The 13,124-nt window shown below is 64.7% G+C and carries 11 protein-coding genes; 9 read left to right on the top strand and 2 right to left on the bottom strand.

The features are described from left to right. Positions 1-178 precede the first annotated feature (178 nt). The 3 genes from AB0F17_RS50400 (at position 179) to AB0F17_RS50390 (ending at position 4,360) form a co-directional block, all read left to right on the top strand. Positions 179-991, top strand: coding sequence for a CPBP family intramembrane glutamic endopeptidase (locus AB0F17_RS50400; RefSeq protein WP_358039160.1), 813 nt, complete (start codon positions 179-181; stop codon positions 989-991). 122 nt (positions 992-1,113) lie between these two features. Continuing rightward, entirely contained in the window at positions 1,114-4,032 is a 2,919-nt protein-coding gene (locus AB0F17_RS50395; RefSeq protein ID WP_358039157.1) for a protein kinase, read from the top strand. Positions 4,033-4,078: 46 nt separating this feature from the next. Further along, positions 4,079-4,360 carry a hypothetical protein gene (locus AB0F17_RS50390; protein ID WP_358039154.1) on the top strand — a complete coding sequence of 94 codons (282 nt, stop codon included), beginning with the start codon at positions 4,079-4,081 and terminating at the stop codon, positions 4,358-4,360. 304 nt (positions 4,361-4,664) lie between these two features. Here AB0F17_RS50390 and AB0F17_RS50385 read toward each other — a convergent pair whose 3' ends face one another. Next, the gene (locus tag AB0F17_RS50385; RefSeq protein ID WP_358039151.1) at positions 4,665-5,579 is read right to left on the bottom strand and encodes a hypothetical protein; all 915 of its coding nucleotides are present in this window, start codon (positions 5,577-5,579) and stop codon (positions 4,665-4,667) included. Positions 5,580-5,705: 126 nt separating this feature from the next. Here AB0F17_RS50385 and AB0F17_RS50380 point away from each other — a divergent pair, with 126 nt between their 5' ends. The 5 genes from AB0F17_RS50380 to AB0F17_RS50360 all read left to right on the top strand — a co-directional run bounded on the left by AB0F17_RS50380 (position 5,706) and on the right by AB0F17_RS50360 (position 9,089). Next, positions 5,706-5,987 carry a type II toxin-antitoxin system Phd/YefM family antitoxin gene (locus AB0F17_RS50380; protein WP_358039149.1) on the top strand — a complete coding sequence of 94 codons (282 nt, stop codon included), beginning with the start codon at positions 5,706-5,708 and terminating at the stop codon, positions 5,985-5,987. Between the two features lie 755 nt (positions 5,988-6,742). Beyond that, positions 6,743-7,609, top strand: a complete 867-nt coding sequence (locus AB0F17_RS50375; protein WP_358039147.1) for a helix-turn-helix transcriptional regulator — start codon at positions 6,743-6,745, stop codon at positions 7,607-7,609. Between the two features lie 115 nt (positions 7,610-7,724). After that, positions 7,725-7,934 carry a DUF397 domain-containing protein gene (locus AB0F17_RS50370; protein WP_358039144.1) on the top strand — a complete coding sequence of 70 codons (210 nt, stop codon included), beginning with the start codon at positions 7,725-7,727 and terminating at the stop codon, positions 7,932-7,934. A 268-nt stretch (positions 7,935-8,202) separates the two neighbouring features. Beyond that, positions 8,203-8,397, top strand: a complete 195-nt coding sequence (locus AB0F17_RS50365) for a hypothetical protein (RefSeq protein ID WP_358039141.1) — start codon at positions 8,203-8,205, stop codon at positions 8,395-8,397. A 365-nt stretch (positions 8,398-8,762) separates the two neighbouring features. Continuing rightward, a complete protein-coding gene (locus AB0F17_RS50360) occupies positions 8,763-9,089 on the top strand; it encodes a hypothetical protein (RefSeq protein ID WP_358039138.1) in 327 nt (108 codons plus the stop codon). A 438-nt stretch (positions 9,090-9,527) separates the two neighbouring features. Here AB0F17_RS50360 and AB0F17_RS50355 read toward each other — a convergent pair whose 3' ends face one another. Next, positions 9,528-12,044 carry a DUF262 domain-containing protein gene (locus AB0F17_RS50355; RefSeq protein ID WP_358039136.1) on the bottom strand — a complete coding sequence of 839 codons (2,517 nt, stop codon included), beginning with the start codon at positions 12,042-12,044 and terminating at the stop codon, positions 9,528-9,530. A gap of 525 nt (positions 12,045-12,569) precedes the next feature. On the opposite strand from AB0F17_RS50355, the gene AB0F17_RS50350 reads away from it, so the two are divergent. Beyond that, positions 12,570-12,788 (top strand): EF-hand domain-containing protein, encoded by a 219-nt coding sequence (locus tag AB0F17_RS50350; RefSeq protein ID WP_358039133.1) that lies wholly within the window; start codon positions 12,570-12,572, stop codon positions 12,786-12,788. Positions 12,789-13,124: the final 336 nt, after the last annotated feature.

Raw genomic sequence — 13,124 nt, 5'->3', positions numbered from 1 at the left:
CTTGCCTACCGTAAACGATCACCCGGTCGCCCCGGTAGGCAGGCAGACCATCGGGCATGGTGGAGACCACAAGCCGGCGCGGTCCGCACCCACCGTAACCTGCGCCTTTCACGGCGACTCGAAGCCGTATCAGGGCCATGTCAGCTCCATGTTTGGTCGCGGGGCCACGATTCTCGGCATGGATACAGCAAGGCCCCCGGCCGACACCCAAGGCGCCCAGCCGAAAGGCTTCGTCGCGAAGCTCCTCGCCGACCGTCACTCCGTCCCGTTCTCCATCGCACTGCACCTGGTGCCCGGCGCGGTCATCGTCGCCGTGTACGCGTTCATCGCCGCCCCCCTGGTCCGGGCGATGAACTTCCCGATCTTCCTGGCCTGGGCCATCGCCCTCGCGGTTGTGCTCTTCCCGCTCCAGCTATTCCTGCTGTGGCTGGGCAAGAAGCAGACCGGCCGCTTCACGATGAAGGGCGTCGTCCACTACCGCGACAAGCCGCTCTCGCGCGGCAAGGTCTTCTGGCTCGGGGCCGCGTGCCTCGTGTGGATGACCGTGGTCTCGCTCTCGCTGACCCCGCTGGACAACATCGTCTACGACTGGTTCTTCACCTGGGTGAACTACCAGGGCGCCGGCCCCGACGGCACCGCCTACCTCCAGGGCTACTCACACGAGCTCGTGATCACCACGCTGCTCATCTGCGCACCGTTCACCGGCTTCACCCTGCCCCTGATCGAGGAGTACTACTTCCGCGGCTTCCTGCTGCCCCGCCTCCCGCAACTCGGCAAGTGGGCCCCGTTCTTCAACACCTTCTTCTTCTCGGTGTACCACTTCTGGGCCCCTTGGACGGTCCTGTCCAAGATCGTCTTCCTCTACCCGGGCGTCTGGCTCGCCTGGAAGAAGAAGGACATCCGCATCTCAATCGCCATGCACCCCGGCTCGGCGCTGCTGATGACCGTGGTCGGCGTCATCGCCCTCGCCTCCGGCGCCTACTCGATCTAAGACCGCCCGAGACGAGGGGTGCCGTCCGGCTGCCGCTCTCCAGACACTAGGGAACTCGGTTACCCCCGCACCGGGACCTGCGAGTTCTTCTGGCGGCGGGCGGAAGCGGATGGTAATCCTGAGTGGTGCCCGATGTACGGCTGAGCACGACCTTCCGCTACGTCCACGAACCGCTGCACGCGGAAGAGGACGCCGTTCCGATGCTCGGCAACGAGGCCTTCGTGGCCGAGCTCAAGCAGCGGTTACGCAAGTCCAGGGGCGGAACGTTCCTCGTCACGGGGTTCCGCGGAGTCGGCAAGAGCACGGTCGTGGCGCGGGCGCTGCACGAGATCGAGCGGAACGGCGGTCCCGGGGAGATCGTCGTCCCGATCGTGTTGAGCGTTGCCCGGCCGACCACGCCTGAGCGATTGCTGTTCGCCGTCGTCCGGCGGGCCTATGAGGCTCTGGCGGATCGCCGCATCCTGGACAAGCTCGCCCCCGATGTGCAACGGGCGCTCATGCTCGCCCACATCCGCACCTCGTACGGGCTCAAGCAGACATCGTCCGACGCGACCGAGAACACCACGACGCTGTCGCTGAGTCTCGGCGAGGCGGCCAAGAAGCTGACGGGGCTGGTGGGGTTCATCGCGCCCGGGTTCGGGATGTCGCGCAAGCGCACCCGATCCATGGCCATGGAGGCATCGTTTCTCACCTACTCCGACACGGACGTCGAGCACGATCTGGGCCGGATCGTGTCACTGCTTGAGATGCCGACGGCACGCAGGTGGTGGCGGCGCCGGCCGGGCCGCCGGATCCACTTGGTGATCGTGCTGGACGAGGCCGACAAGCTGACCGGCACCCCGAAAGGGCTCGACGCCTTCGAGCAGATGCTCAACACGCTGAAGAACGCCCTGACCATGCGGGGCGTGCACTTCCTCATCGTGGCCGGGCCCGATCTGCACGACCTTGCCGTACGGGACGTCAGCCGCGGCAACAGCGTGTACGAGAGCGTCTTCGCCTGGCGGATCTACGTGCCGTGCATGTGGGAGGCCCCCGAACGGCTCCTCGGCACGCTGCTGGACGACACGCTGGAAGAGGACGAACTGCGGCGGTTGACCGGCTACCTCAGGTTCAAGGCACGTGGCGTGCCGCGGCGGCTGTTGCAGGAGTTCAGCGAGCTGGTGATCTGGGATGGCGATCGGGCGTACCTGCGGGTGGAGGGCGTGGACCGCGAGCGCGTGGAGTTCTACGCGGCCATGGAGGAGATCCTGCACGACTACCACCAGGCCAGCGGACAGGAGCGGCTGCTCGCCGTACCCATCGACAAGGATCGCTGGCGCATGGCGAGCTACTACAGCGTCGACTGGGTGCTGCGCACCGACGGCGACGCCTTCACCGTTCAGGACATCCTGCGCGCCGGGCACCTCGACCCCATGCTGCAGGTGGCGCATACGGAGGTGGAGCGGCTGCTGGACCATCTGGTCGAGCGGAGGATCATCGACATCGTCCGGCAGGCGAACGCGCAGTCCACCCTGATCGGCGACGATCCGTCCTCACGGCTCATCAGCTACGCGCTGGCCGATCCGGTACGCCGTCAGCTGCTCGGCCTGGCCCTGCACAGCGAGGCCGAGCGGGCCTCGCTCGACGTGTCACTGCTGGTGTCCCCCGCTCCGGCCGCGCCCGAAGAGCCCCTTCAAGGCGTGATCCGGGTGATCGGCGACCGGTACGACCTGGTCGAGCTGATCGGGCGGGGCGGGATGAGCTCGGTGTACAAGGCGTGGTCCCGTACCGATCACCGGTTCGTCGCCGTCAAGCTCGTCAGGTCCGAGCTCCACGACGCCGAGACCCGGTGGCGCTTCGAGCGCGAGATAGAGGTGGCCCGGCGGCTCGATCATCCCGCGATCGCGCGCACGCTGGACGCCGTGACCGATCAGGGGGACCTCGCCCTGGTCATGGAGCTCGTGGCGGGCCCCACACTGCAACAGCAGGTCGACGAGGACGGGCCGCTGGCGCCGGACGAAGTGACCCGGTTGGGGGCTCGGCTGGCCGAGACGCTGTCCTACATCGCCGGTCAGGGCGTCTTCCGGCTCGACCTCAAGCCCGCCAACATCATCATGAATCCCGACGCCGGGCCGATGATCGTCGATGTCGGCATCGCGAAGAGCGCTCAAGAGTCCGAATCGACCCTGCCCCGGGTCATGGTCGGCACACCGTCGTACATGTCGCCCGAGGGGGTCGGCGGGAACCCGCAGGACATCAGATCGGACATCTTCGCGCTCGGGCTGGTGCTGGCCTTCGCCGCCACCGGCCGTCCCCCCGCCGGCACCGGAAACGTGCAGGACGTGCTCGTACGCATCCTCCACGGCAGGCTCGACTTCACCGGCATCGAGCCGCCGCTGCTCGACGTGGTCAACCGCGCCACAAGCCTCAACCCGGCCGAACGCTTCCAGCATCCCGACGATCTGCGGGCCGCGCTACTGGGGCAACCCACTCCGCCGCCCCCCGAACCTCGCGAAGCTCCCGTCGGATACGGCATCGGCGTCCTGGGGCCGGAGGCCACCTATCCGGAGGTGCCCCTTCCACCGTTACTCGGACAGAGTGGCGACGAGTACCTCATCTACGGCGTGACCTGCCCGAACGGCCACTTCACCAATGGTGAGCGCCGCACCTGTATGGTGTGCCAGGCGGAGCTGGGGCCGTATCCGACCCACCACACCGCAGCCCGTCCCAAGCTGGGCGACCTCGTGCTCGACGACGGCCGCGAGTTCCCCCTCGACCGGAGTTACGTCTTCGGCAGCGGGGCGAGGAACTACGCCGACCCGCAGCATCCCACGGTCGAAGTGCTGGTGGACGGCATCGATGAGCAGCACCTGGCGATTCAGGTGGACGGCTGGAATGCCTACGTCTACGACTTGGACTCGGTGAGCGGGACGGCGATCAGGTTCACCGAAGGCGGAGAGTTCCAGAATCTCCCGCCCGGCGCCGCCGTGAGCCTGCATCCCGGGCTGTCGGTCCGCCTGGGCGGCAAGACGACGGTGACCTATCGCGGACGCACGGCCTGACCGCCGGACGCCTATCGCCTCACGCACGGAACGTACGGGTCGGAACGTGGCGGTGTTCGGTGCCTATGGGCACACCGGGCGGTTCGTGGTCGCGGAGTTGCGCGAGCGCGGATACGTACCTCTGCTCCTCGGCCGTGACCAGGGCAAGCTGCTGGAGCTGGCACTAGCGCAGGACCAGCCGGGGCTTGAGGCGCGGCAGGCGTCTGTCGACGATCCGGCCTCGCTCGACCGCGCTGAACGGCGCGGCCGCCGTGATCAACTGCGTCGGGCCCTTCGCCAGGCGGGATCGCGCAGCGCTCAGCACTCGATCTCCTCGAAGCCGGGATGAACTGCTCGCACGAGGACATCACGACCTGCCCGAACTACCGGTCCCACCTCGCGGGGGCGGCACCGGCAGGGGCCCAATGTGTTGCTTTCTGATCACCTGAGGGGTATCACTGTTCGTGGTCGCCGGGGGTGTAGCGGCTCCAGGGGCTTTCGGCCGCAGTGGCGAGTCGAGTGGTGGCGGTGGTCTCCGTCGTAGCCGAGCACGCGGGCGACCACGGGTGCGGGGGGCCGTAGAACGAGCTGGCGAATCACCGTTGGCTGTACGCGCGACCGCGCATGCGTGGCCTAGCCCGTCATTGTGAAAGCTACTTGGCGGTGCGTGGTATGACGATGAACTCGTCCGTGTCAGTGATTTTCCTGGCGGGACAGCCTGGCTGCGAGGGGAGCACTACGACTGGGGCGTCCATTGTGCCGCCCACGGCGACGCCCTCAAGAACCCTGCCCCTACAGGGATCTTCCCCAGACGCCGGTACGACGATCTGAACACTGGTCGGAGTCTTCACAGCCATAGAAGCAGTCGGAAGCGTCTGCAGCCCCAGGAGAAGCAGAAAGCTCGCCCCGAACGGTACGCCCACCCACTTCATGCCCTTTGCCAATCGTTCGTAGCGCTGCCGAGTTTCGAAGGCAGCCGCAGCGTCCACGACGCGCTGAGCGCGTCTTTCAAGGTCGAGAGCAAGAGTCGCCAACGCTGCCTTGTCTACAGGGTTTCCTAGATCGTACTTTTGTGTGCCTATTTGTATCTTTTCTCCCGTTTGGGGCCGCATTGATGCATCGTGGGCCCTGGCCATGTCGCTGGCGAGCTGCCAAACAGCATCCTGAGTAGTCCCCAGTAAGTCCGTACGGCGCGCGGCAACCAGATAAGAGATGAGCGCGGACGTGGGTTGCTCAACACGCCGATCCGGAAAATTGCTGTTGTCCGCACGGTCGAGTTCGGCAAGCTCACCGATGCTTCGACGAGGCACGGCCAGAACCGCCGCCGCACTGTAGAGCACCCATACGGCGCTGGCCAGGGCGGCGAGGAACCCGAGCAGAGCCGAGACAACCGCCAATGGCCCGACTTCGGTGAGATCCGAAACGCTTTGTAACGGAATCGGGACAACTAATATGGCGACCACCGAAGCGCTGCATCCCACCAACCACCGCGCGGCCACACGCAGGTCGGCGACGTAGGACACGTCGCTCGCCGCCGACTGGGTCGGCTCAGCGGCAGGGATGCTCATGGTCAAGTCCTTGTCTGTATTGCGGTCTCGGGTCGCATCGGAAGGGGAAATGTAGTACAAAGGTACTACGCAGATTTGCTGGGATGTCCTATGACCGCTGAGAAGCCACAGGCAAGTCGAGGAGACGTGCGTATTTACAAGATGCGCGACCTCAATCAGAGAACGGCTGAAGTGATACAGGAGATTAACGACTCCGGCGAGCCTGCGATCATCACCCGTCACGGCAAGTTCGTGGCCCTCATCTCTCCTTTGCTCAACAAAGGCCTGGAAGGCGAGCTGATCGCCCGCTACCTGGAACGGGTGGCCGAGGAGGGCGAGCAGGAGCCAACTCGGGCCGACAAGGATGTCGAAGCCGGCGATCAGCTGACGGAAGACCTGGCAAGGCGTCTTGGCATCGACTGGCCTTGACTATGCGCCGAGTGATTCCAAGTCCGAGTTGTGCAGCACGCGCATGATGTAGAAGGCTATATGCCCACCCTCTGAATCGCGATACTCCTGTTCGGTGGGCTCGCGGTATACCAAGTAATAGTCGGACGATTCATCGCAAGCGCCTGGGGCCCCCGAGGCAGGAGTCGCGCGCCGCCACGCCATCCTCCCTTCGCGGCCACGGACCCACCCCTCGTCGGAAGAGTTTTTGCGCGGCGGGAAGCGGAGGTCTTCCTCCGCCGTTTTCAGAAGCCCGCGCAGGACAGCCTTTTCCCCAATTCCCATTAGATCGGCACTCGCCATCCCGTGCCACAGGGCTCTGGACACTTTCCCTCCCCGACTGCCAAGACTTTTCTTGTGGCTGCCCAGAGCGTGTGGCCTATCGCATCCTGTGTCGCAGCGACCTCCTCAGACCTCTGGCTACTCACCCGCGAAGCGCTCCTGTCGCACGCACGGGTCATCTCTCCGCATCAGGCCCCGTGATCAGCATCACACTCCGTCAGTTCAGCTTCCATGCAAGGTAGCAAAACGCTACGTTGCATCGCATAACATACCAGAGGGTCAAGAACCGGTGCACAACCCGCCACGCCGGGAACGTGGGCGGATGTCTGCGCTGATGGTTGGGGCCATCAGGCAGTCAGGAGACCCCCAAGCAGGTTGGGGTAGCGTGGGCTCGTCACGTTGCGCGCTGCAAGCAGGCAAGCCATGTGCGACTACGGAAGGTGAGGTGCAGTGCGGTGGATCAATGCGGCCCTGTTATCCAGGGAGCACTCCTCCGGAGGAGGCTGGCGGAGCTACGCAAGCAACGCGGTCTGACCCAGGACGACGTCGCCAAAGCTCTGGAATGGCACACGTCTAAATTGATCCGGATAGAGGGCGGACGGACCGGAATATCAAAGGTTGATCTAGACGCGCTGGGGCGTCTCTATGGCGTCACCGACCCTGCTTTTATGGACGAACTCCACAGACTGAATCAGGGAGCGCGCGCCAAAGCGTGGTGGAGCGACTTCAAGAATGACACGAGCAATGCCTATCTGGCCTATGTAGGATTCGAAGCGGGAGCATGCGTAATTAGGCAGTTCCAGCCCCTGGCCGTCCCCGGGCTACTGCAGACACAGGCCTATGCGGAGTCTCTCGCACACGCTGAACATGATACGGACGCCCTTGATAGATTGGTCAGGCTCCGCCTCATGCGCCAGGTTAAGCTGAGGCAGCGCTCGACTCCCCCGCGCGAGATTTTCGTGCTCGACGAAGCGGTAGTTCACAGACACGTCGGGGTACGTCGCAATCGCACTATTATGCCGACACAGCTTCGTCATATGGTGAGTGTTGCGGAGGGCAGCGAACACATCGATATCAGGATCGTGCCTTTCAGTGCGGGGTCCCACGTCGGTATGCTTCGCGGCGCTTTCACCTTGCTCGAGCTCGATAGCGGGCTGGGCGAGTTGCTGCACATCGAATGCGGTGATCATCATGAGACGGTCACCGGCGAGGATTCGCGCATCTCCGACGTCCGCGCCGATTTCGAGGCCATCCTCGAGGAGGCGCTGAGCCCGGACGAATCGCTTTCGTTCATCACCGACGTCGCTGACGGCATGCGATGAAGCTGACCCGCTCTCGCACTCGAGTACCATCGGCTGACCTTGCCACCAATTTGAGCAGCTCTGTACGATCTTGACTGGCCGGGCTATTCTCAGTACGACATTGGAGGATAGCTTGATGACTCAAGGTCCTGGCGATCCGCCCGAGCTGACCTGGTGTAAGAGTTCCGCGAGTTCGACGGGCGAGTGTGTGGAGGTTGCGTTCGGCCCAGTATCTGCTTACGTCCGGGACTCCAACTCGCCTGACGGAACCGTCCTTGAGTTCAGTCGTTCGGACTGGGTCGCCTTTGTGATTGGCGTGCGAAGGGGAGAGTTCGACTGGCCTTGAGCCGCGCCCCCATACTCACCGCATAGGAAACGTCACCCTCCGACAGATGGGTCCAGGATGTTCCCGGCCTGAAATCGGCCACGTCGGAATACCTTTTGAGAGTTAACGATTCATGGTTTCGAAATCCACCAAGGACTCTCGCCCCAACCAGGGCCTGGAACCCGCGAGGTCCACCACCCCGACGCGGTCGCCGAGACAAGATCCTCAGTGCCTTCTAGGGTTTTCTCAAAAGTGTCCATGGTGAGTCCCCGATACAGATCGGGGACTCATGCTGGTCTTGGGCGGCAAGTGCGCCCTGCACGACCTGCGCCGCCTGATCGGTACGTCGACCATGCAGACGCTCCTGCACGACTACGCCACCGCCCACTGGTACGGCATCTCCACAGTGACCGACTTCAAGGCCGCCGCCCAGGCCGCGACGACGGTTGACCTGACGTCGTTCTGGACCACACACCGCATCTAACTTTTCGCGGCTACGTACTGAAACCGAGAAGCACGGCTGGGTCATGGCCGGCCCAGCCCGCTTCACGTTCGCCGCGGTCGGCTCAGCTTGGCTAGCCAAAGATCTGATGACACGCCTGGTTGCGTACGCGGAACTCGGGGAGAGAAGGCGGGAACAGCTCGTCGCACTTCCCGGTGATCAGCGATGCCGCTCCCTCCTCGCTGCTGCCACTCGGACCGATGTGCTCGGGCTCTCTAACACGGTCAACGTGGATCGTTGTCTTTCTGCGCGGGGCCGCCGGGACGCTCTCACGCCGCTGCCGCGGCACAGCCGGGACCGCTGATCGACGAAGGCTCCCCGACGACATCGCCTTGTTCTCCGACACCTTGGGACTTGAGCTGAACGTCGCCGAGGGCGGCGTCCGGGACGTGGGGCTGGGTCTGGGCGTGGGTGAGAGCGGCGAGGTGACCACCGTGCGTTCAGCAACCCTCGGGCGAGCCGTCGGTATCGAGGCGGCCCTCATTGAAGGCGCGGCGCTGTCAGTACCCCACGACGATCGCCCTGGTGGGACCGGGGTGGAGTACCTTCGCCAGCTGAGGGAGCTGGGGGAGTCCGATGCGGCGAAGAGCCGAGGCCGCTCCCAAGGCGGCAGGCCGTACGGTGGCCGCCTCATCGCGCGCGACTCTCCGGGAGACGGATCGATGCTGTCGTGATCATCGCGCATGGTCCTCCTCCTTCATCCCAGAGTGACGCAGCGTGGCGATACCTGGCGGGCACGACGCGGTACGGCGGCCGTATCGGCGCGGCGGCCAAGCAGCCCCAGGCCCAGGCCCAGGCCCAGCAGCGCGAGCGGCGATCGCCGTAGAGAACGTCATAGGCACCGTCGACGCTGGAAACGTCCCCTGAACGCGACCCGCGAGAAACGATCACAGCGTGTGGTCGAGCCGGATCAGGTCCACCGGCGCAGGCCGTTCGCAAGTGCTCGCGATGTTCACCGCCGCGCCGGAGCGTGCCGAGGTCAGCAACGACTCCATGATGTCGAGCACGTGGTAGGCCAGCGATCCACCCGTACGGGGCTCTTCGTCCGCCGGGGGTCGACACGAAGTCGGCCAGCCCCACGCCGCGCCCGGCCCCGACATAGCCGGCCGAACTCAGTCAGCAACCCTCGCTGCGAACCAGTCGAGAACAGCGACGATGACATCGAAGACCGCCACGTTGGCCAGCTGGGTGTTCTTGATCGAGGGGTAGAGCTCCAGCTTGGCCACAGGGATGTCTACACCTGGCGCGTCGTTGAGCCGCTGCCGTAGCTCCTCACGCAACGCCGGGTCGTCGAAGGGCGGCCGCTTCTTGAGCGTCCCGAAGGGGATCTCGACGGTCCTGGCATAGAAGCGAATGACGTTGATCGACTTTCCATCGATCTTAATCACCGGAGCGCAGGAGGCGCCGGCGGCAGTGCCGTACTGCACCTCGCCGCCGCGTGCTCGCCAGTGCCCCAACACCCTATGGACCGCACCGGCGGCCTGCGGGCCGCTCTCCTCGTTGAGCTGGCGCACAAAGCGCTGTTCATGCTCACCGACGATCTCAAGGTCCGTGTCATGTTCCCCCGCCAGTTCTGACTCGGCCAGATCCTGGGCGGCGGGCAGGCCGAGCAGTTCGGCGAGCTCGCGCACGCTGACGTGCTGGTCGGCGACCGCGCGGCCGGACTCGTCGAGCGTGATGCCCTCGGCGCGCAGGACATCACGGATATCGCGTTCGTCGTCCGCGTCGATCCATCGGAAGCCTTCGGACACCTGCCCGGATTTGGTGAGCACCCGGTGGGCGTTGAGGGCCTGGACTGTGGCCAGGTGCACGCCCACGGGCACCGCGTGCGAGCCGATCAACTCGGCCAGATCCGAGTAGGAGGTCCAGGTGGCGGGCGGCAGGGCTGCCAGCGCGTTGTGCAACAGGGTCCAGTCGCGGGAAGCGGCGCTGCCCCGGTTGGTCTCCTCGGGGCCGGGCCAGAGGGCGATCGCCCGCTCGGCCAGCCGGTCAGCGCGAGCCAGGATTTCGGCTTTGCCCCAGCGCTCACAGGCGGCGATCTCCTGGTTCATCACCAGACCGCTCTGTCCGAGCTGCGTACGCTTGGTGGTGAACGAATTGTTGCTCAGCTCGGAGTTGTAGCCGCTGAGGGTGAGGTTGCCAAGGGTGTGTACCAGCTGCCGGTGCAGCAGGTCGGCGGCATCGCCCTCACCGGACAGCTCGTTCAGCCAGTCGGCGGTCATGGACTGCGGCAGGACATGCTCGATGGTGATCCGCTTGTCTGCCAGGTCCACCCGTTCCTTGCTCCCCAGCGATTCCTCGAGGCGGCGCAGGACCAGCTTCTGCTGGGCCGTACGGCCCTGCCAGTAGAAGGCACGGCTGCGGATCTCCTCGCGCAGTTGTGCGTCGGACGGCCAGTACAGGCGGGCCGGTGACAACGCGGCCCGCACCGCCTGCGGCACCTCATCCTCAGCGGTCAGCTGTACGGCCAGCCGCTGGAAGATGCGGTTCAGGTTGCTGGTCGTCACCCCGGCGATCAGGCGGCGAACCAGAAAGCTCTCGACGTACGACAGCGCCTGGGCCGCCTCCTCGTCGGTGATGAGATCGTCCTCGCGGAACTCCAGCAGCCGCATCGCCAGCGGGTAGGCGGTGGAGGCCTGCCATTCCTTGAGGAAGCGCAACCGCGCCGCGACCAGCGAATCGCCATCCGGGTTGAGGATCTGCTTCAGGTGCCGGGCACGGCGGTGCAGATCCTTGACGTACTGCTCGACCTTCGCCTCGTCGCCCGCCAGCTCCAGCAGGAGCTGCTGGTGGCCCCGGTAGACGGCGTTGTACTGGGCCTCATCGCCCTCCTTGAGGACCAGCACCAGATACATCAGCTGTTCCAGCGCCTTGGGATCGAGCAGGTCCTGGGTCGGCTTCCAGTAGTCGTCGTAGACGTGCTGGCCGAGCGTGGGAAGGCACATGAACACGTAGTTGCGGATCAGGTCGACCTGGCTGAGCCGCATCCCCGTGTTGTTGATCGACTCGAAGATGCGAAAGGCGTTGTCGTCCTTCTCCACCAGGATCTGCACCAGGTTGAGCCGGTCCAGGAGCACGGTCTCCACCCGGTCGATGTCATGCGGATCGGCCGGGTCGTCGAACTCCACCAGCATGGTCTTGAAGAACTGGTACGCGTTGCCGACCAGACTGTCGGTCTTACCTTCCGGCACCCCGTCGACACAGGCCTTGAACGCCGCCCGGTCCCCCTGCGTGGGCAGCAGCCGGTAACGCATCTCGCCACGCTGGAACTTGTTGATCAGATGCAACTCGTCGATCCGTTCCCGGTGTCCCGGGTCCTCGGCCACCAGGTGGTCGCGAATCGCGCAGAGCGCCAGCATCAGTGTGGTCAGCCGCTGCTGGCCGTCCACCACGATCCATTGAGACCGGCTCGGCGCCAGCTCTGGCCCCGGGGCCAGCACCACGGACCCCAGGAAGTGGCTGGGGGCGTCCTGCCGTCCCTCGGCCAGGACGTCGACCTGGGTCTTGAGGTCGGCCCACAGCTGGACGAGTTGTTGGCGTTCCCATGTGTATTGGCGCTGGTACAGCGGGACCAGGAGTTGTTGGTCTCCCTGAATGAGCTTGCGAAGCGTGGTCTCGTTGGCCTTCACGCTATCTCCCCTGACTCCCGGGTATATGCGACCAGCCGAGAAGTATGGTGGCCACTCCAAATAGGTCAACTCGATGGCGAAGGTGTGGACAAACCAGCTGCTATGACGTGCTCTTCTCGACTACACCTACAACATCAACCGGAAGTAACCATCGCCACACCAACTGCATGCGTTACGCCCTCAGTAGCGAAGTAACTGACATGCCGTTCAGCCCCGATTAGCAGGGTGGCATTCGGGCCTACAAGGCGTAGGGCGATCCACGGCGACCTGTGTTCTGCCGGGCCTGTCCAGGTCTACTGGACGCTCGACCCAGCGACAGCAACCCCCGACACGAAACCATCCTCGTCCTAGAACCGTCGAAGACGGCGACTATTCAGTCACCCCATGGGCGCTCCCTTCCTGCTGGTGTGGGGATCGGCGCCGCGACCGGCGCTTTCCGACCCGTCGTCCCTCCCGTGGGTAGAAGCTTGTGCTTCGATGTTGCTTGCCCGTACATCGCATGAATCGCACGATGAGAGGTCACCTATGCCGGATCTTGACGACCCGACCGCCACGTTCCAGGAGTTCGACCGCGACGGGGACGGATACATCACGCGCGAGGAGTTCGTACTCGCTATGAACGCGCACGGCGAGGAGGTCACCGCCGCCGAGCTCGACTCGATCTTCACGGTCTCGGACCAGCACGATGGGGACGTGGACGGGCGCATCTCGTTGGCGGAGTTCCTGGTGGCCTGGAACAAGTGACGGCTCGCTTGCCTACCGTAATCGATCACCCGGTCGCCCCGGTAGGCAGGCAGACCTGGTAGTACCGGCGCACGTACTCCGGCCGAACTTCCACAAGACAGGTGTCCTGTCTCGTTCACATGAGGCGGGCACGCACCCTGACCTGCGGTGCCTCAGGTTAGATGAGACAAGTCGGAACGGCACCGTCTCACTGATCATGAGGCAAGGCCCTGCTTCGTACGTCGACAAGCCGGTCATCGGTTGTCAACGGCCAAGTGCGTGTGGGTCTGGCCCACTTTCCGTGATCAGTAACCGTGCAGCACGCGGATGCGGAGAAGGTCGGGGTTGGCTCGTCCG

The sequence above is a fragment of the Nonomuraea sp. NPDC026600 genome, assembly GCF_040638335.1.
GTDB lineage: Bacteria > Actinomycetota > Actinomycetes > Streptosporangiales > Streptosporangiaceae > Nonomuraea.
This window is presented reverse-complemented; position numbering and strand designations above follow the sequence as displayed.